The organism is Nonomuraea sp. NPDC003804 (genome assembly GCF_040610675.1).
In the GTDB taxonomy this organism is placed as follows: Bacteria; Actinomycetota; Actinomycetes; order Streptosporangiales; family Streptosporangiaceae; genus Nonomuraea.
This window is the reverse complement of the sequence record NZ_JBEXMT010000005.1, coordinates 127595-150458: the sequence shown is the minus strand read 5'-3', so window position 1 is coordinate 150458 and position 22864 is coordinate 127595. Positions and strand designations below refer to the sequence as shown.

General features: G+C 70.1%; 21 protein-coding genes. 15 read left to right on the top strand and 6 right to left on the bottom strand.

The features are described 5' to 3' along the window. Positions 1–105: 105 nt before the first annotated feature. The 3 genes from ABZX22_RS08655 to ABZX22_RS08645 are packed head-to-tail and all read right to left on the bottom strand — an operon-like array spanning position 106 to position 4954. Entirely contained in the window at positions 106–1461 is a 1356-nt protein-coding gene (locus ABZX22_RS08655; protein WP_354906986.1) for a family 2B encapsulin nanocompartment shell protein, read from the bottom strand. Beyond that, the gene (locus tag ABZX22_RS08650; protein ID WP_354906985.1) at positions 1458–3584 is read right to left on the bottom strand and encodes a germacradienol/geosmin synthase; all 2127 of its coding nucleotides are present in this window, start codon (positions 3582–3584) and stop codon (positions 1458–1460) included. Before ABZX22_RS08650 ends, ABZX22_RS08655 begins: the two co-directional genes overlap by 4 nt. Further along, entirely contained in the window at positions 3584–4954 is a 1371-nt protein-coding gene (locus ABZX22_RS08645) for a family 2B encapsulin nanocompartment shell protein (RefSeq protein WP_354906984.1), read from the bottom strand. Before ABZX22_RS08645 ends, ABZX22_RS08650 begins: the two co-directional genes overlap by 1 nt. A gap of 131 nt (positions 4955–5085) precedes the next feature. Between ABZX22_RS08645 and ABZX22_RS08640 the strand changes: the two genes are divergently transcribed. The 4 genes from ABZX22_RS08640 (at position 5086) to ABZX22_RS08625 (ending at position 9603) form a co-directional block, all read left to right on the top strand. Then, positions 5086–6243: an acyltransferase gene (locus ABZX22_RS08640; protein WP_354906983.1), complete on the top strand. Its 1158-nt coding sequence runs from the start codon at positions 5086–5088 to the stop codon at positions 6241–6243. A gap of 97 nt (positions 6244–6340) precedes the next feature. Beyond that, complete coding sequence (gene dop, locus ABZX22_RS08635; RefSeq protein WP_354906982.1) at positions 6341–7855, top strand: depupylase/deamidase Dop; 1515 nt, start codon at positions 6341–6343, stop codon at positions 7853–7855. A 532-nt stretch (positions 7856–8387) separates the two neighbouring features. Then, complete coding sequence (locus ABZX22_RS08630) at positions 8388–8597, top strand: ubiquitin-like protein Pup (protein WP_354906981.1); 210 nt, start codon at positions 8388–8390, stop codon at positions 8595–8597. A gap of 28 nt (positions 8598–8625) precedes the next feature. Then, positions 8626–9603 (top strand): endonuclease domain-containing protein, encoded by a 978-nt coding sequence (locus ABZX22_RS08625; protein ID WP_354906980.1) that lies wholly within the window; start codon positions 8626–8628, stop codon positions 9601–9603. 51 nt (positions 9604–9654) lie between these two features. On the opposite strand, the gene ABZX22_RS08620 is transcribed toward ABZX22_RS08625, so the two are convergent. Further along, positions 9655–10668: a DNA polymerase IV gene (locus ABZX22_RS08620; RefSeq protein WP_354906979.1), complete on the bottom strand. Its 1014-nt coding sequence runs from the start codon at positions 10666–10668 to the stop codon at positions 9655–9657. Between the two features lie 222 nt (positions 10669–10890). On the opposite strand from ABZX22_RS08620, the gene prcB reads away from it, so the two are divergent. The 8 genes from prcB to ABZX22_RS08580 all read left to right on the top strand — a co-directional run bounded on the left by prcB (position 10891) and on the right by ABZX22_RS08580 (position 18089). Next, the gene (gene prcB, locus ABZX22_RS08615; protein ID WP_354907171.1) at positions 10891–11706 is read left to right on the top strand and encodes a proteasome subunit beta; all 816 of its coding nucleotides are present in this window, start codon (positions 10891–10893) and stop codon (positions 11704–11706) included. 15 nt (positions 11707–11721) lie between these two features. After that, positions 11722–12480, top strand: coding sequence for a proteasome subunit alpha (prcA, locus tag ABZX22_RS08610; protein WP_354906978.1), 759 nt, complete (start codon positions 11722–11724; stop codon positions 12478–12480). Between the two features lie 234 nt (positions 12481–12714). Then, positions 12715–13236, top strand: a complete 522-nt coding sequence (locus tag ABZX22_RS08605; RefSeq protein ID WP_354906977.1) for a hypothetical protein — start codon at positions 12715–12717, stop codon at positions 13234–13236. A 249-nt stretch (positions 13237–13485) separates the two neighbouring features. After that, positions 13486–14844, top strand: coding sequence for a Pup--protein ligase (gene pafA, locus ABZX22_RS08600; RefSeq protein WP_354906976.1), 1359 nt, complete (start codon positions 13486–13488; stop codon positions 14842–14844). Positions 14845–14960: 116 nt separating this feature from the next. Next, positions 14961–15860: an FKBP-type peptidyl-prolyl cis-trans isomerase gene (locus ABZX22_RS08595; protein ID WP_354906975.1), complete on the top strand. Its 900-nt coding sequence runs from the start codon at positions 14961–14963 to the stop codon at positions 15858–15860. A gap of 63 nt (positions 15861–15923) precedes the next feature. Further along, positions 15924–16817 carry an FKBP-type peptidyl-prolyl cis-trans isomerase gene (locus tag ABZX22_RS08590; RefSeq protein ID WP_354906974.1) on the top strand — a complete coding sequence of 298 codons (894 nt, stop codon included), beginning with the start codon at positions 15924–15926 and terminating at the stop codon, positions 16815–16817. 137 nt (positions 16818–16954) lie between these two features. Further along, a complete protein-coding gene (locus ABZX22_RS08585; RefSeq protein WP_354906973.1) occupies positions 16955–17587 on the top strand; it encodes a helix-turn-helix domain-containing protein in 633 nt (210 codons plus the stop codon). A gap of 13 nt (positions 17588–17600) precedes the next feature. Next, a complete protein-coding gene (locus ABZX22_RS08580) occupies positions 17601–18089 on the top strand; it encodes a DUF3291 domain-containing protein (RefSeq protein WP_354906972.1) in 489 nt (162 codons plus the stop codon). On the opposite strand, the gene ABZX22_RS08575 is transcribed toward ABZX22_RS08580, so the two are convergent. Then, complete coding sequence (locus tag ABZX22_RS08575) at positions 18026–19195, bottom strand: monooxygenase (protein WP_354906971.1); 1170 nt, start codon at positions 19193–19195, stop codon at positions 18026–18028. The genes ABZX22_RS08580 and ABZX22_RS08575 overlap by 64 nt on opposite strands. Before the next feature lie 58 nt (positions 19196–19253). Continuing rightward, positions 19254–20312: a DUF3866 family protein gene (locus tag ABZX22_RS08570; RefSeq protein WP_354906970.1), complete on the bottom strand. Its 1059-nt coding sequence runs from the start codon at positions 20310–20312 to the stop codon at positions 19254–19256. Positions 20313–20351: 39 nt separating this feature from the next. On the opposite strand from ABZX22_RS08570, the gene ABZX22_RS08565 reads away from it, so the two are divergent. From ABZX22_RS08565 to tatA, 3 genes are all read left to right on the top strand, one after another. Further along, positions 20352–21299 (top strand): WYL domain-containing protein, encoded by a 948-nt coding sequence (locus tag ABZX22_RS08565; RefSeq protein ID WP_354906969.1) that lies wholly within the window; start codon positions 20352–20354, stop codon positions 21297–21299. Next, positions 21296–22264 (top strand): WYL domain-containing protein, encoded by a 969-nt coding sequence (locus ABZX22_RS08560; RefSeq protein ID WP_354906968.1) that lies wholly within the window; start codon positions 21296–21298, stop codon positions 22262–22264. The genes ABZX22_RS08565 and ABZX22_RS08560 overlap by 4 nt, the downstream gene beginning before the upstream one ends. A gap of 256 nt (positions 22265–22520) precedes the next feature. After that, positions 22521–22844, top strand: a complete 324-nt coding sequence (tatA, locus tag ABZX22_RS08555) for a Sec-independent protein translocase subunit TatA (RefSeq protein ID WP_354906967.1) — start codon at positions 22521–22523, stop codon at positions 22842–22844. The last annotated feature ends 20 nt before the right edge of the window (positions 22845–22864 follow it).

The following is a 22864-nucleotide window of genomic DNA, read 5'->3' as shown; positions in this document are numbered from 1 at the left end:
GCGTTTCCCGGGGCAGGACGACAGGGCTGCGGGAAGACGACAGAGCCGCGGGAACACGTGTGGCGGGCCGCCATCACGGCGACCCGCCACCCGCGCCCTACTCCGTCAGCCGACCTCGACGCTCTCCAGCACGCCGAGCGCGTCCGGCACCAGCACAGCGGCCGAGTGGTAAGCCGACACCAGGTACGACATCACCGCCCGGTCGCTGATGCCTGCCAGCCGCACCGACACCCCTGGCTCCCACTCGTCCGGCAGCCCCGTACGGCGCAGCCCCACCACGCCCTGGTCGTCCTGACCCAGGCGCATCGCCATGATCGAGGTCAGCCCCCGATCCGAGATCGGGATCTTGTCGCACGGCAGCACCGGCACACCGCGCCAGGCGATCACCGTCCCGCCCGGCACCTCCGCCGTCGACGGGTACACCCCGCGCGCGTTGCACTGCCTGCCGAAGGCCGCGATCGCCCGCGGATGCGCCAGGAAACAGTGCGTCTTGCGGCGCCGGGCCAGCAGATCGTCCAGATCGTCCGGCGTCGGAGGACCGGACCTGGTGTGCAGCCGCTGCCGCAGATCGGCGTTGTGCAACAGCCCGAACTCCCGGTTGTTGACCAGTTCGTGCTCCTGCCGCTCCCGCAGCGCCGCCACCGTCAACCGCACCTGCTGCTCCACCTGATCCATCGGATCGCTGTACAGGTCGGCCACCCTGGTGTGGATCCGCAGGACCGTCTGCGCCACACTCAGCTCGTACACCCGGGGCGCCAGGTCGTAGTCGACGAACGTGCCCGGCAGCAGCGCCTCGCCCACGTGCCCGGCCGACAGCGCCACCTCCGCCTCGCCGTGCCTGTTCTGCGGCCTGGCCGTACCCGAAGGCGCCAGATGCGCGGCCAGGCCGGGGGAGCGGTCCAGCAGCGCCCGCCACGCCGGGCCGGGCAGCGCCAGCACCGTGGCCGCCGTGACCGTCCGCACCGTGTACGGCCAGCCGGGCGAGCCGCCCGCCAGCAGCGCGTCGCCCAGATGGTCGCCGTCGGCCAGCCGGCCCAGCTCGGCCCGGCCGTCGTAGGCGCCGTGCACCGACGTGGCCAGCTTGCCGTGCGCCACCAGCAGCAGCTCCTCGACCGGCGCGCCCTCCTCGGCGATCACCTGCCCTGGCTCGTACTCCCGCTGCTCGAACAGCGCCGCCAGCTCCGCCAGCACCTCGGCGTCGGCGAACCCCCGCAACGCGGGCAGCTCGCACAGCTCGCCGGGCACCACCCGCACGTCGGCGCCGGTCGAGACGAAACTCACCCGGCCGTCACCGACCCGGTAGGACAGGCGACGGTTGACCCGGAAAGCGCCACCCGTCACCTCGATCCACGGCAGCACCCGCAGCAGATGCCGCGGGGTGATCTCCTGCATGAACGGCACGGACTTGGTGGTCGTCGCCAGATTCCTGGCCGCCGCCGTGCTCAGGCTCAACGCGGTCACGAGGCGACCCTCCCCAGCAGCGTCCCGATCCTGGTGCCGGCCGTGCCCAGCCCGGTCGGGCCGGCCACCCACCGGGTGCCCCTCAACGTCGGCTCGTCATAGCGCCTGCACTCCCGGTGCCAGCGCAGGATGGCCGCCATCCAGTCCTGCAGCTCGACCACGTACGCGGCCACCGAAGCCCGCACGTCCGCATCGGCGTCGACGCCGTCGAGCAGCGCCGGCAGATCCACCTCGGCCGCCTTCTGGAACTGCCGCATCCTGGCCGCCATCAGGGATCCCACCAGTTCGGCAGCCCTGGGCGCGTCGCAGTCGAAGAACGTCTGCATCACCAGCACCATGTTGTGCAGCTCGCCCTCGAACTCGATCTCCTTCTGGTAGGAGAACAGGTCGTTGAGCAGGCAGGCGTAGTCCTGCGCCGCGTCGACCAGCGCCGTCATCGGCCGCGACCCCCACACCCGCGCGGGGATCGAGCGCCCAGGCTCCAGCCGCGCCAGCGCCATCGTCATGTCCGAACCGAACGTCCTGCGCCGCATCTCCAGGTAGTCGACCGGATCGGGCACCCGGTTCTGGATGTGGTTGGCCAGCTCCCACACCCAGCTGTCGGTCATCCGCTCGACCGCCGTCCTGAACTCCGCCCGCTGGTCCGGCGCCATCGGCTCGGCCGTACGGAGCCACAGGTCGGCCAGGCCGCGCTCCACCGGATTGGCCGCCACCGCCGTCACCACCAGATCCAACGGCATGAACGCCGACAGGCGCCGGTTGAACGCCTTGGCCCCCACGAAGTCCTTCGACCGGCCGAACACCGCCGGCAGGTAGTCGTCGCCGTAGGTGCCCCAGCTCAGCCAGTCGGTCGCCAGCACCAGCGCCTCCAGGCCCGCGTCCGGATCGATGCCCGCCGCGCACAACGCCAGGTCGTAGCCGTCGTGACCGGCCCGGTCCCACACCAGCGTGTAGAAGCCCATCGCCTCGGCGAAGTCGAGCGTCGCCCGGCGCGCCGCCTCCAGATGCGGGTTGTCCCGCACCGCGAACGGCATGGGGATCTCCGGCAGCGGCAGCGGACCCACCCGCTGGTACGGCACGTGCACGTGGTTGCGCAGCCCGCCCGGCCCCATGACATGGCGCGGCGAGACGCGCAACCCCGTCCGGCCACCGCCGTTCATGTACCGGTTGGAGCGCATGTGCCACTCGTGGCCGCCCGACTGCCAGTCCTGCAGCCCCCGCGCGTAACGCAGCACCGCCTCCTGCTCGTGCGGCAGCAGCGCCTGCTCGGCGAACAGCACCGGCAGCTCGGTGAACGTCGTGTGCTCGAACACGTGCAGGCGAGAGGTCAGCAGATCATTGGTGATCTCCGCCGCCTTCTGCGTCTCACAGCCGAGGAAGCGCTCCACCACCAGCACGCAGTTGGACAGCTCGCCCTCCTCCTCCACCTCGCGCTGGTAGGAGAACAGGTCGTTGCGCAGGTGCACCGCGTCGGCGAACGTCTCCGTCAGCACCCTGACCGGACGGCTGCCCGCCACCCGCTCCGGCACCTCCGCGCCCACCGCGTGCTCCACCAGGCACGCCGACCACGGAGCGCCGCCCACCTTGCGGCGCTCCTCGATGTACTCGATCGGGTTGGAGACCTGGCCGTCCTCGATGTGGAACAGCTCCCACATCGACTCCTGCATCAGCTCGTGGTTGGCCCTGGTGAAGCGCTCCCGCCACCGGTCCGACATGCCGGGCACGGTACGCGCCCACAGATCCCGCAACCCCTTCTCCGCCGGGTTGGACGGCTCCGGCGGATCGTCGGTCATGAACAGATCGAGCCGATCCAGGTACGCCTGGGCGCCCGCCACGTCCCTCGTCCGCTTGAAGATCTCCAGGAAGTGGTCGTCGAAGAAGAACACCCACACGTACCAGTCGGTGACCAGGTCCAGCTCTTCGGCGTCGCACTCCGGATGGGTGTAGGCGCACAGCAGGCCGTAGTCCATGCCGTCGAACCTGCGCTCCTCCCAGATCTCCGGATCGTCCAGCATGCCCATCTCCCGCGCCCACTCCTTGGTGTGGACGCGGGCCGACTCGACATGCGGATTCAGCCTGGCCGGATACGGGCAGTAGAAGTCGGGCAGTTCGAAGGGCCCCATCAGCCGACTTCGACGCTTTCCAGGATGCCCAGCGCGTCGGGCACCAGCACCGCCGCCGAGTAGTACGTCGTCACCAGGTAGGAGCTGACCGCCTGGTCGTTGATGCCCATGAACCGCACCGACAGGCCCGGCTGGTACTCGTCCGGCAGGCCCGTCCGGTGCAGGCCGATCACGCCCTGGTTCGCCTCGCCCAGCCGCATCGCCATGATCGAGGTGACGCCCCTGTCGCTCACCGGGATCTTGTTACAGGGCAGCACCGGAATGCCCCGCCAGGCCGGCACGCTCTGGCCGCCGTACTCGGTGTTGGCCGGGTACAGGCCACGGGCGTTGCACTCGCGGGCGAAGGCCGCGATCGCCCGCGGATGGGCCAGGAAGACCGCCGGGTCCTTCCACACCTTGGCCAGCAGCTCGTCCATGTCGTCCGGCGTCGGCGGGCCGCTGCGCGTGTGGACGCGCTGCTTCAGGTCGGCGTTGTGCAGCAGGCCGAACTCCCTGTTGTTGACCAGCTCGTCCTCCTGCCGCTCCCGCAACGCCTCGATGGTCAGCCGCAGCTGCTGCTCGGTCTGGTTCATCGGCTCGTTGTACAGATCGGCCACCCGCGTGTGCACCCGCAGGATCGTCTGCGCCACGCTCAGCTCGTACTGCCTGGGCGCCAGCTCGTAGTCGACGAACGTGCCCGGCAGCCGCGGCTCGCCCACATGGCCGGCCGCCAGCGCGATGGCCGCCTCACCGTGGGCGTTCTGCTCGTGCCCGTCGCTGCTCGCCACGCTCTCCAGCCGCTCGCGCAACGGCTCCCACAGCGCCCTGACCTCGGCCAGCGCCTGGGCCGACAGCGTCAGCACCGTGCACGCCGTCACCGCCGTCGCCGTGTAGTCCCACTGGCCGTCCTGGGAGACCAGGACCTCCTCGCCCAGGTAGTCGCCGTCGGCCAGCACCCCCAGCACCGTCTCGTGGTCGTAGGCGCCCGGCGCGACCTTGCGGACCTTGCCGTGGGCGATCAGCACGACCGCGTCGCGCGGACGGCCCGCCTCCACGATCGTCTCGCCCGGCTCCACCTCCCGCTGGGTGAAGCGGCCCGCCAGCGCCGCCAGCGCGTCGTGGTCGTCGAAGCCGCGCAGCGCGGGCAGCTCGGTCAGCTCGCCGGGGATGACGCGGATGCTCGCCCCCGTCGAGGTGAAGGTCACCCGCCCGTCGCCCACCGCGTACGTCAGCCGCCTGTTGACCCGGTAGACGCCGCCGATCGCCTGCACCCACGGCAGCGCCCGCAGCAGGTGCCGCGAGGTGATCTCCTGCATCTGCGGCACCGACTTGGTCGTCGTCGCCAGGTTGCGTGCCGCCGCTGTACTGAGGCTGAGCTGGTCGTCGGTCATTCCCTCACCTGTTCGCTCGGAGATGTGGCCACGTAAAGTTATCTACTGAACACGCAAAGTAAAACCCTGTTGGCAGCAAAGTCTCAGGGGACACAGGGAACCCAACCGTCACAAGATCGCGTCAAAGGGGCGTGCGCAGACGACCAATGGCCGCAAGGCCCGCTCATCCGGGCGGCAGGCTCGCGGAACTCGACCTCCTCCGCTTCATCGCCGCCATGGCCGTCCTCGCCTTCCACTTCTTCGTCGCCTTCGCCTCCGTCTGGGGACAGCGGCCCTCGACGCTCTTCCCCTGGATCGCTCCCGTGGCCGGCCTCGGCATCCTCGGCGTCGAACTGTTCTTCGTCATCAGCGGCTTCGTCATCCTCATGACCGTGTGGGGGCGCGGGCTCGGCGCGTTCGCCTGGTCCAGGTTCGTCCGGCTGTACCCGGCCTACTGGGTCAGCCTGGCCGCCGTCGCCCTCGTATACGGCGTGCTCGCCGCCAAGCCCCTCGACCCGAAGCTGTCGGTCTCCGGCTACCTGGTCAACGCCACCATGCTCCAGCGCCTGTTTCGCGTGACCGACGCCATGGGGGTCTACTGGTCACTGTGGGCCGAGCTGCGCTTCTACCTGCTCATCTCGGTCGTGGTGATCGTCGGCGTCACCTACCGGCGGATCCTGGTCTTCATGAGCGTCTGGCTCGCCGCCGCCCTGGCGCTCGTCGTCCCCCGCTGGTTCGGCCTCGAGGCGGCCCTGCTCGACAACGAGATCCTCACCGAGACCGTCATGCCCGCCTACGCCGGATACTTCGTCGCCGGCATGGCCCTCTACCTCATCCACCGGCACGGCTCGGCCTGGCTGCCCTGGCTGCTGTTCGGCCTGTCATGGGTCCTGGCCATCGACTCGGCCATCGGCCGCGTCGCCAGGCGCATCGAGGCGGCGGGCTTCGCGGCCATGCCCGTCACCGAGACGGGCGTGGTCTTCACCATCACGCTGATCTTCGCCGTCATGGCCATGGTCGCGCTCGGCTACTTCCGCATGCCGTCCTCGCCCGTCCTGACCGCGCTCGGCGGCACCACCTACCCGCTCTACCTCTTCCACAGCGTCGTGGCCGTCGCCCTCATCCCGCCCCTCGTCGGCACCATGCCCGCATGGGCGCTGGGCGCGCTCGCCACCTTCATCACCCTCCTCTTGTCGTATCTTGTCTATTCCTGTGCCGAACGTCCTATTCAGCGGCTTCTGCGGCCACGCCGCACCCCGCAAAGCCCGCCAATGCCCGCCGTACGGGTGGAAAAGGCGTCGGTGCCATAACTCTGTGGCCCTGAGGGACTGTGAAGGGCATAGGCTCGGGCATATAAACGGCGGATAGACAGACCGGACTCTGTAGGCCGGACCACGAGAGGTGCGCATGACGGTGCGTCGGGTGATGGGCATCGAGACCGAGTACGGGATCTCCGTACCCGGTCAGCCGGGCGCCAACGCGATGGTGACCTCCTCCCAGGTCGTGAACGCCTACCTGGCCGCCTCGGCCGCCAGGGCGCGCAGGGCGCGCTGGGACTTCGAGGAGGAGAACCCGCTCCGCGACGCCCGTGGCTTCGACCTCGCCCGCGAGGTCGCCGACCCCAGCCAGCTGACCGACGAGGACCTCGGCCTGGCCAACGTCATCCTCACCAACGGCGCCCGCCTCTACGTCGACCACGCCCACCCCGAGTACTCCACGCCCGAGGTCACCAACCCGCGCGCCGCCGTCATCTGGGACAAGGCAGGCGAAAGGGTCATGTACGACGCCGCCATGCGCGCCTCGTCCATCCCCACCAACGCCCCCATCCAGCTCTACAAGAACAACACCGACGCCAAGGGCGCCTCCTACGGCTGCCACGAGAACTACCTCATGCGGCGCGCCACCCCCTTCGCCGACATCGTCCGCCACCTGACCCCCTTCTTCGTCTCCCGGCAGGTCGTCGTCGGCGCCGGCAAGGTCGGCATCGGGCAGGACTCCCGCGGCGAAGGCTTCCAGATCAGCCAGCGCGCCGACTTCTTCGAGGTCGAGGTCGGGCTGGAGACCACGCTCAAGCGGCCCATCATCAACACCCGCGACGAGCCGCACGCCGACCCCGAGAAGTACCGCAGGCTCCACGTCATCATCGGCGACGCCAACATGTCGGAAATTTCGACATATCTGAAGCTCGGGACCACGGCCCTCGTCCTCGCCATGATCGAGGACAACTTCCTCACCCGCGACCTCGCCGTCGAAAACCCCGTCCAGGCCCTGCGCGCCGTCTCCCACGACCCCACCTGCCGCTACGAGATCCCCATGCGCGACGGGCGCAAGCTCACCGCCATCCAGCTGCAGATGGAATACCTCGAACAGGCCCGCAAGTACGTCGAGGAACGCGGCACCGCCACCGAGGAGATGAACAAGGACATCCTCGACCGCTGGGAATCCGTCCTCGCCCGCCTGGCCGAAGACCCCATGCAGCTCGCCCGCGAACTCGACTGGGTCGCCAAGCTCGAACTCCTCGAGGGCTACCGCACCCGCGACGGCCTCGCCTGGTCCCACCCCAGACTCCAGCTCGTCGACCTCCAGTACTCCGACATCAGGCCCGACCGCGGCCTCTACAACCGCCTCGTCGCCCGCGGACGCATGCAGCGCCTCGTCACCGAGGAACAGGTCCAGCGCGCCGTCGAGAACCCGCCCACCGACACCCGCGCCTACTTCCGCGGCCGCTGCCTGCGCCAGTACAGCGAATCCGTCGCCGCCGCCTCCTGGGACTCCGTCATCTTCGACATCCCGGGCCGCGAATCCCTCCAGCGCGTGCCCACCCTCGAGCCCCTGCGCGGCACCAAGAGCCACGTCGGCGAGCTCTTCGACCGCTGCCGCACCGCCGCCGACCTCGTCGCCGCCCTCACCGGGAGCGAATGACCCAGCGCCGCCCCCGGCAGGGTGGGGTTCACCCGGGAGGTCCCAGCCACGCCGGTCAGGCTGGCCAGCGTGGATGGCCGGACGTGCACGCCCACCGCGTCCCAGAGGCGCCGAGGGGCGAACCAGAGCAGGGGGCCGAGGTGTTGCCAGGGGAGAAGCCGCGTCGGTCGCGTGTGGTCGGGGCCGGCGGTTCCCGGGCGGATCGTCGCGGGGTGGGCGGCGCCGGTGGGGGAGGGGAGGCGCGTTACCCCTGTCCACGGTGATCGCCGAACGGGCGCCGTCGCGGCGCGCCACCACGCGCCCCGAGAAGCGCACGGAGGACCACGGCGGCGCACGACGGCGGTCGGCGCCCTCCCGTGCGGAGCCGTACGGGGCGGATCGGCCGCGGACGGCGCCCTTGCGACTCCAGCAGCGAGATGCCCAGATTCATCCCAGTCAACAGTTCACGAAGATCGCCGGACTCGGCGCGCGAAATGTCGCCCGGTTCGGGGAAGATAGCCAGTAGAGGCAGTCCCCCAAGCGGAGGAAGATCATGGCGAACAGGGACACCGGCGGTCAGAAGCAGACTGGTCGTCGCGAGACCGAGGTCGAGGAGACCGAGGCCTCGGCGGCCGGCGATGTGCAGGAGCGCCAGGAGAAGCTGACCGACGACGTCGACGCGATTCTGGACGAAATCGACGAAGTTCTCGAAGAGAACGCAGAGGAATTTGTTCGCTCGTACGTCCAAAAGGGCGGGGAGTAGGGCAAAAGGGACATCGGAAGGGGTGGAAGTGCCCGAAGTGGGTAAGCGGTGCCCGGATTGTGGTGAGACCAAGGCGGTCTCCGAGTTCGGGCGCAACAAGCGCATGGCCGACGGCCTCGCGCGGTACTGCAAGCCCTGCTTTCGGGTGCGAGATGCCAGGAGTTATCGCAAGCGCAAGACCGAGCAGGGCAAGGTCGTGCGGGAGCGCGTGGCGGCTCCTGAAGGCCACAAGTTCTGCCCCCGGTGCCAAGAGATCAAGAGCCACGCCGAGTTCGGGCGCAACCGGTCCCAGAAGGACGGGCTGGCCGACTACTGCAAGCCGTGTCACACGCAGGCCATGCGTGAGATCAAGATCAAGAATTACGGCAGCGAGAGGAACTATCACCTCAAGCGCCGCTACGGCATCACCGAGGACGACTACGAGCGGATGCTCGCCCGGCAGGGCGGGCTCTGCGCCATCTGTCAGGTGGTGCCAGGCACGCACGTCGACCACTGCCACGCGAGCGGCCTGGTGCGCGGCGTGCTGTGCTTCAACTGCAACAACGCGCTGGGTCACTTCCAGGACGACGTCGTGCTCATGGAGGTGGCGGCGCACTATCTCGACGGGGTGGTGCTCTGGCCGGATTTCGTGATCCCGCCCGAGCGTGGGAGCGGGCCGGTCGCGCCGACGCGGACCTATCACCTGTCGCGGCGCTACGGGATGCGCCATGAGGACGTGGAGCGGATGATCGGCGACCAGCACGGGTTGTGCGCGGTCTGCTGGGATCGCCCGCCGGAGCATGTGGATCACTGTCATCGCCCGGGTGCGGTGCGGTTCGCGTTGTGCCTGCCGTGCAATACGGGGATCGGCCAGTTCAGGGATGACGCGACGGTCGTGTGGCGGGCGGTCGCGTATCTGGAGGCGACCTTCGTGGAGTGGGAGCTCGACGAGGACGAACTGGAGGAGTTGGCTCGCCTGGAGGACGCGCGGTGGTCGGAGTTCCTGTCGCGGGCGGTGCCGGTCTAGCGGCGGGGGCGCGGGCCGGTTCGGTTCGGTTCGGTTCGGTTCGGTTCGGTTCTAGGCGTATTCGACGGAGACGCCGAGGAGGCGGACGGGGCGGTCGTGCGGGAAGCGGCCGAAGATCGTGTGGGCGGTCTGTTCGATGGTGTCCGCGTCGAGGGTGGGCTCGGCGAGTTTGGCCTGCTTGGTGTGGGTGGTGAAGGGGGAGAAGCGGACCTTCACCGTGACGCGGATGACGGGGCGGCCGTCGGTCTCGCCGGCCAGGCGGCGGGCGAGGGTGGTGATGTGGTGCATGGCGGCCGGGTCGGTGAGGTCGCGGGTGAAGGTGGTCTCGTGGCTGTGGCCGCGCGGGACCCAGGGGGTGCTGGTGACGGTGGTCTCGCCCTTGCCGAGGGCGAGGTAGCGCAGCCAGGGGCCGTTGGTGGGCCCGAAGTGGGCGGCCAGGTGGGCGGGGTCGGCGGCGGCGAGCTGGGCGACGGTGTGGAGGCCGAGGTCGGCGAGTTTCCTGCCGGTTTTGGGGCCGATTCCCCAGAGGGCGGTGGTGGGGCGCTCGCCCATGGTGGTGTGCCAGGTGTCGGTGGTAAGCCGTGAGACGCCTGCCGGCTTGTGGGCCTGGGCGGCGAGTTTGGCCTGGTGCTTGTTGTCGCCGATGCCGATGGAGCAGGTGAGTCCGGTGGCGTCGGTGACGGCGTGCTGGATGTCCCGGGCGAGCGTTTCGGGGTCGTCGGTGGTGGCGCCGAGGAAGGCCTCGTCGAGGCCCCAGACCTCGACGGTGACGGGGAAGGTGCGCAGGACGGCCATGACGGCGGCGCTGGCGGCTTCGTAGGCGGGTGGGTCGGTGGGCAGGTAGACGGCGTCGGGGCAGCGTCTGTGGGCGGTGCGCATGGGGATGCCGGAGTGCACGCCGTACTGGCGGGCGTCGTAGGAGGCGGTGGCGACGACGGTGCGGGGGGTGGTGGGGTCGCCGTTGCCGCCGATGACGACCGGGCGGCCGTGGAGTTCCGGGTTGCGCAGGATCTCGACGGCGGCCATGAAGGCGTCGAGGTCGACGTGGAGCACCCAGTCCCGCATGGGGTCCAGTATGACCGGCGGGGGTGGGGCGGGCGTCGGGTGTCGTGGGGAGGGCCGGTGCCGGCGGGGGTGTCGTCGTTGTGGCGGGCGGCAGATGGTTCGCGCTGAGCTGATCGTGGGAAGTGCATGCAACAGCACAACATGAGTAGGGTCTGGCCTAAGGACACTGAGGTTTTTGGAGGGAGTCGCGTGGCACCGCACAGGGATCTGCCCGCCGGCTTGATGAGCCAGCTCTTCGTGAACAACGGAAGTTCCTCGTTCTCCGAGTTTGTCGGCAGGCATGCTCCTGACCTGCTGCCGACGCGCGCACAGACGCTGGCCACGCCGATCGGTGACCAGGTTCCGCACGCGACCACGATCGTCGCCGCGACCTGCGCCGGCGGGGTGGTGATGGCCGGTGACCGCCGGGCCACGTCGGGAAATGTGATCTCGCAGCGCGACATCCAGAAGGTGTTCAGGACCGACGACTATTCCTGCATGGGGATCGCGGGTACGGCCAGCACGGGCATCGAGATGGCCAGGCTGTACCGGGTGGAGCTGGAACACTACGAGAAGATGGAGGGTCGCACGCTGTCGGTGGCCGGTAAGGCCAACAGGCTGGCGACGATGATCCGCGGCAACCTGGCGATGGCGATGCAGGGCCTGGTGGTGGTGCCGCTGTTCGCCGCCTACGACGAGCAGCGGGACGCGGGGCGGATCTTCGGCTACGACGTGGCGGGCGGACCGTACGAGCGGGACAGGTTCGACGCGATCGGCTCGGGTTCGATCTTCGCGCGTGGTGCGCTGAAGAAGCTGTACCGGGACAACGCGTCGGCCGACGACATCGTGATGGCGACGATCCAGGCGTTGTACGACGCCGCGGACGACGACTCGGCCACCGGTGGGCCGGATGTGACCAGGAAGATCTGGCCCGTGGTCGCGGTCGTCGATGCCGACGGTTTCCGTCGCCTGAGTGACGACGAGGTCGCCGCCGTGGTCGAGCGGATGCTCGCGGAGCGGATGATCTCCCCTGACGGTCCCATCGCCCCGCTGTCCTAGAAAGGACCTCCCGACATGTCCATGCCTTTTGGATATGCGTCGCCCGAGCAGATCATGCGCGACAAGGCGGACTACGCGCGTAAGGGCATCGCGCGTGGCCGCAGCGTGGTGGTGCTGCAGTATGTCGACGGCATCCTGTTCGTGGCGCCGAATCCTTCGCGTGCGCTGCACAAGGTGAGCGAGATCTACGACCGGATCGGGTTCGCCGCGGTCGGCCGCTACAACGAGTTCGAGGAGTTGCGGCTGGGCGGCATCCGTTATGCCGACATCAACGGCTACACCTATGACCGTTCCGATGTGACGGGTCGTGGGCTGGCCAACCTGTACGCCTCCAACCTGGGTCGGATCTTCACCGAGTCGATCAAGTCGCTCGAGGTGGAGGTGGTGGTGGCCGAGGTGGGCGACACGCCCGACGGTGATGCGATCTACCGGTTGACCTTCGACGGTTCGGTGTTCGACGAGCACGGTTTCGCCGCGATGGGCGGTCAGGCGGAGGCGGTGGCGACCCGGCTGAAGGAGCGTTACAAGGAGGGCATGCCGCTGGCCGAGGCGCTGGAGGTGGCGCTGTCGGCGCTGACGGAGCCGGGCGGTGAGCGGCCGCCGGCGGGTCAGCTGGAGGTGGCGGTGCTCGACCGTAACCGGGAGCACCGCAAGTTCCTGCGGCTGACGGGGCGGCGGCTGGAGCGGTTGCTGCGGGAGGCGCCCGCGGCCGCGCCGCCGGCCGAGGCTCCGCCGACGGCGCCGGAGGCCGGTGCCGACGACGGCACCGAGTAGCCGCCGGCGGGCGCGTGGCGCCCGTTCGTGACAGGTTCTGTACGGCAAGCCGCACGACGGCCACCGGGGTCACCGGTGGCCGTCGGTCTTTTCACGCCACTGTGGCGGGACTTCGGCCGGGCGCCGTGACGTCGCCCGTCCATCCGGCTAAACCTGCCGGGTGTCGATGTGATGGGGATCACATGATCTTTCGAGAACCGTGACCCCGTGTTTTGGATCAAAGCCGATGTGAAGATGACATTCCTCGCGGCCGGTGCGGTCGCGGCCGCCTGTTCGCTGGCCCTGACGTCGGGGGCGGCGCAGGCGGCGACCGGCGCCTTCCCGAAGTTCGAGCAGCCGGAGACCTTCGGCACGAGCTTCCAGGCCGATCCGGGCCACGACTTCACCAAGGGCATCCACTCAAGGCGTGACGGGATCCTCCGAGGCTGGATCACCGATGTCCGCAAGGACGGCACCGCCGAGTACGAGCCGATCAAGTGGAAGAGGGACAAGTACACCGAGGGGTACTTCGTCGGCCCGCCGGAGGGCGATGTGACGGCCTATGCCTCGCCGATCGCCAAGAAGGTGGTCTACCTCAGCGCCTTCGGGTGCAGTTCGCGCCAGTCGGCCATGACGGTCGACCGCAGGACGGGGCTGGGCAGCAAGAGCTGCTCGCGTTCCGTGCTGATGAAGCGGGCGGCCAAGCAGCAGACCCCCTCGCTGATCACGGTCTACAAGGGGCAGATCGTGAAGGTGCAGGAGATCTACACGCCGTGAGCGAGGTGGGACCGTCCGCGGGGGCGGCGGTCCCGCACCGCGCTCTGGTGTTCGTTCGCGGGGTCGTCCGGTTGTCCGGGCGGTCCCGCACGCTGTTTCCAGGGCGCGGGGAGGCCGCGTGCCGTACCCGGGGATTCGGGGCCGCCGCGCGGAGCGGCGCGGACTCGAGGGGCGGGCGCGTGGTTGAAAGAAAATCGAAACACGCGAAGATCTCTCCCGCTGGCGATTTCGGGGAACTAGTGTGAGGTGATGGATCGTCGCATCTTCGGGCTGGAGAACGAGTACGGCGTGACCTGCACGTTCAGGGGGCAGCGCAGGCTGTCGCCGGACGAGGTCGCCCGCTATCTGTTCCGCCGGGTCGTCTCCTGGGGCCGATCGAGCAATGTCTTCCTCCGCAACGGCGCGCGTCTTTATCTCGACGTGGGCAGCCACCCCGAATACGCAACACCAGAGTGTGACAACGTCATCGAACTCGTCACCCACGACAAGGCGGGCGAGCGGATCCTCGAGGGGCTGCTGGTCGACGCCGAGAAGCGGCTGCGTGAAGAGGGCATCGCCGGTGACATCTACCTGTTCAAGAACAACACCGATTCGGCGGGCAACTCCTACGGTTGCCACGAGAACTATCTGGTCGGCCGGCACGGCGAGTTCGGCCGCCTGGCCGACGTGCTGATCCCGTTCCTGGTCACCCGGCAGATCATCTGCGGCGCCGGCAAGGTGCTGCAGACGCCGCGCGGCGCGGTCTACTGCGTCTCGCAGCGGGCCGAGCACATCTGGGAGGGTGTCTCCAGCGCCACGACCCGGTCCAGGCCGATCATCAACACGCGTGACGAGCCGCACGCCGACGCCGAGCGTTTCCGCAGGCTGCACGTCATCGTCGGCGACTCGAACATGAGCGAGGCGACGATGCTGCTGAAGGTCGGCGCCACCGATCTGGTGCTGCGGATGATCGAGGCGGGCACGGTCATGCGCGACCTGTCGCTGGAGAACCCGATCAGGGCGATCAGGGAGGTCTCCCACGACATGACGGGCCGGCGCAGGGTCCGCCTGGCCAACGGCAGGGAGGCCTCCAGCCTGGAGATCCAGCAGGAGTATCTGACCAAGGCGAAGGACTTCGTCGACCGGCGCGGCGGTGATCCCATCGCGCGCAGGGTGCTGGAGCTGTGGGAGCGCACGCTGCGGGCGGTCGAGACGGGTAATCTCGACCTGGTCTCGCGGGAGATCGACTGGGTGACGAAGTACCAGCTCATCGAGCGTTACCGGAAGAAGTACGACCTGCCGCTGTCCAGTCCGCGGGTGGCCCAGCTCGACCTGGCCTACCACGACGTGCACCGGAGGCGCGGGCTGTACTACCTGCTGCAGAAGCGCGGCGCGGTCGAGCGGGTGGCCTCCGATCTGAAGATCTTCGAGGCCAAGTCGGTGCCGCCGCAGACGACCAGGGCGCGCCTGCGGGGCGAGTTCATCCGCAAGGCGCAGGAGAAGCGGCGCGACTTCACCGTCGACTGGGTGCATCTCAAGCTGAACGACCAGGCGCAGCGCACGGTGCTGTGCAAGGATCCGTTCCGCAGCGTCGACGAGAGGGTGGACAAGCTGATCGCGGGAATGTAGCGCTGCTTTTGCCGTTTCCTTATCGGGGTCGTACGCGCTCTTCGGATAAGGTGGCGCGGACCTGTCCGACTCTCCTGGGGAACTCGATGCGCCGCCGCCTGGCCGTACTAGCAGCAGTGCCTTTGATCTTCGCCGCCGCGTGCGGCTCGCAGCAGACCGGCGGTGAAGCCGCCGCGGGGCCGAAGGTCACCGGGACCGTGGGCGCCAAACCCACGGTGACCTTCCCTGAGGGGAATCCGGCCAGCAAGTCGTCGCTGGAGGTGCTCAGCCCGGGCTCCGGCGCCGGCGTGGCGATGGGCGACACGGTGTTCGTGAACCTGTCGGTCTGGAGCTGGGACGGCAAGCAGAACACGCTCGAGGGCTCGACCTACGACACCAAGAAGACCGAGCCGATCACCGTCAACGCCCAGATGCCGAAGGTGATGATCGACGGCTTCGGCAAGACGAAGCTGGGCGGCCGGTTCATGACGGTCGTGGCCAACGACAGCTACACCCAGCAGGAGCTGGCGCAGGCCAAGCAGAACGGCATGGACACCTCCAAGCCGCGGGTGTTCGTCTTCGACCTGATCTCCACGCTGCCGAAGGCGGCCAACGGCACGGCCACCGACCCGGGTGTCAAGGGCGTGACGGTGGAGAGCGCCGGCGGTGACAAGGCTCCCACGCTGACGACCAAGACCGCGGCCAAGCCGCCGGCCAAGCTGGTCAAGGAGACGGTGATCGAGGGCACCGGGCCCGCGGTGAAGAAGGGCCAGTCGGTCGTGGTCCACTACACCGGCAAGCTGTGGGGCACCGACAAGCAGTTCGACTCCAGCTGGAGCCGGGAGCCGTTCACCGTGCAGGGGGTCGGCAGCGGCCAGGTCATCAAGGGCTGGGACCAGTCGCTGGAGGGCGCCAAGGTCGGCAGCCGCCTGCTGCTGGTGATCCCGCCGAACCTGGGCTACGGCGACACGCCCTCCGGTGAGATCCCGGCGGGCAGCACGCTGGTGTTCGTCGTCGACGTTCTGGGCGCTTACTGACGCGAAATCTGATAAACCAGTGGCCTGCCCCCGAAGGCCGCTGGTTCATCAGGGAGGACGTCCGTGCGCCTGCTCCTGCTGCTGGTCCCGCTGGCGCTGCTGACCGCCTGCACGGGCGCGTCCTCCGGTGATGATCTGGATCTCAAGGTGGGCGGCGAGTTCGGCCGCAAGCCGACGATCGTCTTCCCCGCGGGCAAGCCGTCGGCCGAGTTGCAGATCGACGAGCTGAGCGCGGGCAAGGGCGCGAAGCTGGCCAAGGACGACGTGGCGATCGTGCAGTACACGGCGCACGTCTGGGACGGCAGGGAGAACCGCCTGGTCGACTCCAGCTTCAACCGCGGCACGCCCGCCGCCTTCCCGGTGGGCCGGCTGCTGCCCGGCCTGGACAAGGCGCTGCAGGGGCGTGCCGTCGGCAGCAGGGTGATCGCCTCCATCCCGCCGGCCGAGGGGTTCGGCGCCAACCCGCCGCAGGGCATCGGCCCCGACGACGACCTGTTCTACGTGGTCGACATTCTCGGCGCGCACGCCAGGAACGCCCACGCCTCGGGCGCGGGCACGCTGGCCGGGGTCAGGGTGAGCGGGGGTGAGCGGCCGCGGCTGTCGATCCCGTCCGGTGTCGCGCCGCCGCGCGCGTTCGCGGCCAGGGTGCTCGAGCGCGGTGACGGGCCGAAGACGCGGGCCGGCCAGCTGCTGGTGACGCAGCACGAGGGCGCGGTGTGGGCCGGCGGCAAGGTCTTCGACTCCACCTGGAAGTCGGGCCAGCCGAAGGCGTTCACGATCGGCGAGGGCCGGGTCATCAAGGGGTGGGACCGGGCGCTGGTGGGGGTGCCGACCGGCAGCAGGGTGCTGATGATCGTCCCGCCGTCCTCGGGCTACGGCGCGACGGGGCATCCCCAGTTCGGCATCACCGGCGCCGACACGCTGGTGTTCGTCGTCGACGTCCTGGCCGCCTACTAGACGTCCTGGCCGCCTGCCGGCCGCCGGGCGCGGGTTCGGGCCCTGGTCCGGGCTCTGTTTCAGGCTCTGGTTCGGCCCCCGGCTCGGGCCCGGGTGCGGGCGCGGCTTCCGGCGCGGCGGCTCGTAGACTCCGGGCTGTGAGCGACCTCGAGGCCCTGTCCCAGTTGAGCGATCCCGTCCGCCGCGGCCTGTACGCCTACGTGGCGGCCCGGGGCGGCGAGGTGGGGCGCGGCGAGGCGGCCGAGGCGGTGGGGGTGTCGCGGACGCTGGCCGCCCACCACCTGGACAAGCTGGTGGAGGCGGGGCTGCTGGAGGCCGGGTTCCGGCCGCAGGAGCGCAAGGGGCCGGGCAGCGGCCGGCCCGCCAAGGTCTACCGGCGGGCGGCGGCCGAGCTGGCGGTGAGCCTGCCGCCGCGCGACTACGGCTCGCTCGCCTCGGTGCTGGCCGACGTGGTGGAGCTGCTCGGCGGCGAGGAGCAGGCCGAGCGGGCGGCGCGGGCGGCCGGCCGCCGTATCGCGGCGGGCGGGGGCGACGTGGTCGAGACGATGCGGGAGCGCGGTTACGAACCCTACGTCGAGGACGGCGTGGTCAGGCAGCGCAACTGCCCCTTCCACGCGCTGGCCCAGGACTACCCGCTGCTGGTGTGCTCGATGAACCTGGCGCTGTGCCAGGGGCTGCTGGAGGGGCTCGGCGAGGATCCCGGCAGGGCGGCGCTCGATCCGCGGCCGGGCGAATGCTGCGTGACCCTTTCTAAAACCAATGAGGATTGACATAGTAGGGTTCATGCATCTCGCCCAGCTGAACGTCGCGCACCTGCGCGCGCCCCTCGACACGCCCGAGCTCGCCGACTTCGTCGCCAACCTTGAACCGATCAACGTGCTGTCCGACGCGGCGCCCGGCTTCGTGTGGCGGCTCAAGGAGAGCAACGAGGATCCGACGCTGACCGTCCAGCACGACTACGGCGACCACCTGGTGATCAACTTCTCGGTGTGGGAGTCGCGCGAGACCCTGTGGAACTTCGTCTACAAGAGCCGGCACATGGCGGTGCTCAAGCGCCGCAGGGAGTGGTTCCTGCGCATGGCCGAGCCGTACTCGGTGATGTGGTGGATCCCCGCGGGCACGATTCCGACGCTCACCGAGGGCATGGAGCGGCTCGGACGCCTCAGGGCCGAGGGGCCGGGCCCCGAGGCGTTCACGTTCAAGGACTTCTACGAGGCCACCGCGATGCCCAGGCACATCTCGTCCTGGGTGCCCTCGCCCCAGACCACATAGCGGGGCGGCAGGTCGCGCAGCAGCGGCAGCCGGGCGCGCAGGGAGGCGTCATGGGTGCAGGTGGTGCGGATGGTGTCGCCCGGCCCGACCTTCACCGGTTCGGCCAGCGGGCGCAGCGCCTGGTTGTCGAAGTCGTAGCGGGGCACGTCGAGCAGCGTCCTGGCGCCGGGCCTGCCCGGATTGAGCTCCACCTTGATGGAACGGCCGAGCAGATGCATGTGGCCGGCCAGGGCGTGCAGGGTGGCGGGCTTCTGGACCGGCATGTCGCAGTGCTGGGTCGGCCCCGGCGCCGGCTTGCCGCCCGAGCACCAGGTGACCAGCTGCGAGGTGAGCTCCTTGGCGTCGGTGCTGAAGCGGCGGCCCACGTCGGCGATGGCGGCCTCGCGCTCGCACAGCGCGCCCTTCTCCTGCGGCGTGCAGGGCAGCTCGATCGGCGCCATGAACAGCTGGGTGCGCAGCGGCGTCAGCTTGCCCGAGGCCAGGCGCAGCCGCACGCTGGACCGGTCGCTGCCGGCCGGGCGGTCGCCCAGGGCCAGCGTGCTGTAGTGGACCTGCATGATCAGCGCGCTGCCCGCCGCCATCGGGTAGCCGAGCTTCGGGTCGAGCAGGACCTCGCTGGTGCCGGGCGCCCAGTGGCCGATCCAGTCGGCGTCGCCCACGCCCGCGTCGCCGAAGCAGCCCCAGCCCGGGCCCGGCTGCTTGGCGTCGTAGGCCCGCACGGCCGCCACCTGGTCGGCGTCCACCCTGAACAGGATCGCGTGGTGGACCACCTCGCCGTTCTGCGCGGTGAACCGGGTGCCGGTCAAGAAGGTGTCGGGCTCGGTCACCTTCGGGTCGACGAGAAAGCAGCGGTACTCGTCGGTGCCGCCGTTCGGCGGCTTGGGCATGTACGGCTCGGGCATCGCCAGCGTGACGAACCGCTCGCCGGACCGGGCGGGCGCGGCGGCGGGCGCGGCCGTCGAGGTGCCGTGCAGGCCGCCGTGCTGTCCGGCGTGCGGCGCTCCGGTCGCACCGCCGGTCGTGCCGCCGGCCGGACCGCCGCCCGCGCCGCAGGCCGTCGCGACGAGCGCCAGGATCGTGAGGAGTACGAAGCGTGTTCGCGTCATCACTTCACGATCGCCGACCGGCGGCCCGCCGTCCTCCCTCCACGGGATGATCCGGCGGCTACGTCAGAAGGGTGACGGCGTGCCGCCCGGCCGCCGCCGAGGCCAGGAAGTAGGCCAGGTCCTCGTCCAGGCCGCGCCCCATCGTCGACAGCCTGACCGGCGAGGCGAGCAGCGCCTCGTACAGCCCGTCGACCGGCACCGAGACCAGCTCGTGCCGTACGGCCAGCAGCTCGGCCTGGTCGCGCACCCGCTCGCCGAACTCGCCGGGCAGCTCGGGCACCACCACCTGGGCCGGTGACAGCGCCACCCTGCCGTAGGCGGTCAGCGAGTGGTGCGAGACGCCGAGGTGCCGCTCACGCCGGTCGCCCTCGCTGACGCGCAGCGCCGCCACCGGCCGCCCGCCGAGCACGGCCGCGGCGTTGACCGCCTCGCCCGCCGACACCCCGGAAAACCCCCAGCGGGTGCCGGTGCCGAGGTTGCCCGGCCCCTGGGTGACGATCGCCACGTCGGCGTGCAGGACGTGCCGGGCGGCCAGCAGCCCGGTGTGGGTGGTGACGGCTTCGACGTCGCCGCCGAAGGACTGGCCGACGGTGACCACCCCGGCCAGCCAGCCCACCTCGCGCAGCCTGGCGGCGGCCATCGAGAACCAGGCCGGCAGCGCGCCGCCGTCCAGCATCACGTAGGCCACCCGCGGGCGCGGCGACATCCCGCACAGGATGGCCGGCAGCGCCGAGTGCAGATCGGCCACGACGACCGGCATCCCGTCGAGGGAGTCGGCCTCGCGAAGCACCTCGTGGAAGGGGGAGTCCTGCTCGTCGGCGCCGAGCACGGTGGCCTGCAGCGGGGTGTAGCGGGCCTTCACCAGATGGCCGGGACCATCAGGATCTTCCGGCAATCTGTTCGGGACGGCCACCACCATGGCGTAACCTCCCGTACCGAGACCCATCGCGAGGGCGGTCGTGTTGAGCAGCACCTCGTCACCCGGTTCGGGGCGTCCCACCAGTGGGGGATAGGCCAGCGCCCTGCACGTCCCCTCGGGAACGGTGACCTCGAGCTCCACAGCTCCCGGCCACTCGCGCCGGATCCCGACAACCTCGCCCTTGCGCCATCTGATCACGGAGGCAGGGTAGCGTCGAACGAGTGAGGAGAAAGGCAGATGTCACGCCGTAAGACAGAGCGGTTGCTCAATCTCGTGATCTGCCTGCTCGCGACGCACCGGCCGTTGTCGGCAGAGCAGATCCGCCACGCCGTGCCCGGCTACGACCGCGACGGCGACGAGGCCTTCCAGCGGATGTTCGAACGCGACAAGAACGAGCTGCGCGAGATCGGCATCCCCATCGAGGTGCACCGCGACCCGTGGGAGGACGAGCCGGGCTACCGGATCCAGCGCGAGGCCTACGAGCTGCCGGACATCACCCTGGAGCCGGACGAGGCGGCCGTGCTGGGCCTGGCGGCGCGGGTGTGGCAGCGGGCCAGCCTGGCCGAGGCCGCCAGCGGCGCGCTGCTGAAGCTGCGCGCGGGCGGCGTGGCCACCGACGCCGGGCCTGGCGAGGCGCTGGAGCTGCGCGTCGAGACCCGCGACCCGTCCTTCCCCTCGCTGTGGGAGGCGGTGCGCGACCGGCGGGTGGTCCGCTTCGACTACCGGCCGGCGGCCGGCGAGACGGTCCGCACCCGCACGATCGAGCCGTGGGGGGTCATCAGCAGGCGCGGCAAGTGGTACGTGGCCGGCTTCGACCGCGACCGGCAGGCGCCACGGGTGTTCAGGCTGAGCCGCATCTGCGGCCCGGTGGCCCCGATGGGCAGGCCGGGCACGGTCGAGGTGCCCCAGGGAGTGGACCTGCGCTCGATGGTCGGCTTCCCCGAAGAGGCGATGGAGGAGCGCACCGCCGTCCTCAAGGTACGGCAGGGCGCGTGCGAGGGCCTGCGCCAGGTCGCCCGCGCCCTCCGGGAGGGTGACGACGGGTGGGACACGGTGGAGCTGGTCTTCGCCGATCCCGAACGGCTGGCCGGATGGATCGCCAGCCTGGGCGCCGACGTGCTGGTGGTGGAGCCGCCCGACGCCCGTGAGGCCGTGATCGCGCGACTGAAAGGGGTGCTGGCATGAGCTCGACGGCCGACCGGCTGCCCAGGCTGCTGGCGCTGGTGCCGTACCTGATGTCCCACCAGGGGGCGCAGGTGGCCGAGGTGGCCGCGCTGTTCGGGCTGAGCGAGAAGCAGCTCATCGACGACCTGCAGCTGGTGTGGATGTGCGGGCTGCCCGGCCACACACCGGGTGATCTGATCGACGTCTCGTGGGACGGCGGCGAGATCCTCATCGACAACGCCGAGACCATCGCCCGGCCGCTGCGCCTGGGCATCGACGAGGCCAGCGCGCTGCTGGTGGCGTTGCGGATGCTGGCGGCCACCCCCGAGCTGGTCGAGTTCGCCCACGGCGACGCGCTGTCGCGCGTGACGGCCAAGCTGGAGCAGGCGGCGGGAGCCGGCGCGGCGGCCGTCAGCAGCCAGTTCGCGGTGGACGTGGAGTCGGCGCCGGACGCGGCCGCCAGGGTGCGCGAGGCGCTGGTCGGCGGGCGGCGGCTGTCGCTGCGCTACTACGTGCCTGGCCGTGACGAGGTGACGCCGCGGGAGGTCGACCCGACCCGGCTCGTGGTCGCCGACGGCCGCACCTACCTGGAGGGCTGGTGCTACCGGGCCGAGGCGATGCGGCTGTTCAGGCTGGACCGGATGCTGGGCGTCGAGGTGCTCGACGTGCCGGCCGACCCGCCGGCCGGGGCCGAGCCGATCGACGTCACCCAGGGCGTCTTCCGGCCCTCGCCCACCGACGAGCTCGTCGTGCTCGAGCTGACCGCGGCGGGCCGGTGGGTGGCCGAGTACTACCCGTGCGAGCGGGTCGAGGAGCTGGGAGAGGGCCGGTTGCGGGTCACGCTGCGCGCCCGCGACGAGGACTGGACACTCAAGCTCGCGCTCCGGCTCGGCGACACCGGCAGGATCGTCTCGCCGCAGGCGCTGGCCGAAAGGGTGCAGCAGGAGGCCGATCGGGCGCTGTCGCTGTACTCTCAGGCGTCATGACCTGGACGGGCTGGATCTACGTGGCGGTGGCCGCGGGCGCGGCAGGGCTGGCCGTACTCGGGTTCGTGAGTGCCCGCCTGCTGGTCGCCTTACGGGAGCTGAGCGCCGAGATACGACGGGCACATGCCCAGCTCACGGCCGCAGGGCGAACATTGGGTGCCAGAAATGGGGCGAACGGGAGCTCAGGGGATGAGTCTGGGCTCCCGGCAGCGTACGATCGTCGGTGAGATTGCACCTCGCTCAATAAGGATGTTTCATGCCGAACCTCGGAGTTCCTGAGCTGCTGATCATTGCCCTGGTGCTGGTCCTGCTGTTCGGGGCCAAGAAGCTGCCGGAGATGGCACGGGGCGTGGGCAAGTCGCTGCGCATCTTCAAGGCCGAGACCAGCAAGCTGCGTGAGGAGGACGACGAGCAGACCGCCACGCAGGCCACCGCGACCGCGCAGCCGCAGCCGCCGGCCCAGCCCGCGCAGCAGCTGCCCGCCGCCGCGCCCGCCCTGTCGGCTGAGGAGCAGGCCCGCCAGCTCGAGGAGCAGGCCGCCAAGCTGCGCGCGCAGGCCGCCGCCAACAAGAACGCCTGACCCGACACCCACCACACCAG

What these genes read in the sequence shown, in the direction of transcription:
- prcA (WP_354906978.1), top strand. Translation starts at nt 11,722, where the DNA reads ATGTCCATGCCTTTTGGATATGCGTCGCCCGAGCAGATCATGCGCGAC.
- ABZX22_RS08560 (WP_354906968.1), top strand. Translation starts at nt 21,296, where the DNA reads ATGAGCTCGACGGCCGACCGGCTGCCCAGGCTGCTGGCGCTGGTGCCG.
- ABZX22_RS08565 (WP_354906969.1), top strand. Translation starts at nt 20,352, where the DNA reads ATGTCACGCCGTAAGACAGAGCGGTTGCTCAATCTCGTGATCTGCCTG.
- ABZX22_RS08575 (WP_354906971.1), bottom strand. Translation starts at nt 19,195, where the DNA reads ATGACGCGAACACGCTTCGTACTCCTCACGATCCTGGCGCTCGTCGCG.
- ABZX22_RS08630 (WP_354906981.1), top strand. Translation starts at nt 8,388, where the DNA reads ATGGCGAACAGGGACACCGGCGGTCAGAAGCAGACTGGTCGTCGCGAG.
- dop (WP_354906982.1), top strand. Translation starts at nt 6,341, where the DNA reads ATGACGGTGCGTCGGGTGATGGGCATCGAGACCGAGTACGGGATCTCC.
- ABZX22_RS08580 (WP_354906972.1), top strand. Translation starts at nt 17,601, where the DNA reads ATGCATCTCGCCCAGCTGAACGTCGCGCACCTGCGCGCGCCCCTCGAC.
- ABZX22_RS08605 (WP_354906977.1), top strand. Translation starts at nt 12,715, where the DNA reads ATGACATTCCTCGCGGCCGGTGCGGTCGCGGCCGCCTGTTCGCTGGCC.
- ABZX22_RS08620 (WP_354906979.1), bottom strand. Translation starts at nt 10,668, where the DNA reads ATGCGGGACTGGGTGCTCCACGTCGACCTCGACGCCTTCATGGCCGCC.
- prcB (WP_354907171.1), top strand. Translation starts at nt 10,891, where the DNA reads ATGAGCCAGCTCTTCGTGAACAACGGAAGTTCCTCGTTCTCCGAGTTT.
- tatA (WP_354906967.1), top strand. Translation starts at nt 22,521, where the DNA reads ATGCCGAACCTCGGAGTTCCTGAGCTGCTGATCATTGCCCTGGTGCTG.
- ABZX22_RS08645 (WP_354906984.1), bottom strand. Translation starts at nt 4,954, where the DNA reads ATGACCGACGACCAGCTCAGCCTCAGTACAGCGGCGGCACGCAACCTG.
- ABZX22_RS08650 (WP_354906985.1), bottom strand. Translation starts at nt 3,584, where the DNA reads ATGGGGCCCTTCGAACTGCCCGACTTCTACTGCCCGTATCCGGCCAGG.
- pafA (WP_354906976.1), top strand. Translation starts at nt 13,486, where the DNA reads ATGGATCGTCGCATCTTCGGGCTGGAGAACGAGTACGGCGTGACCTGC.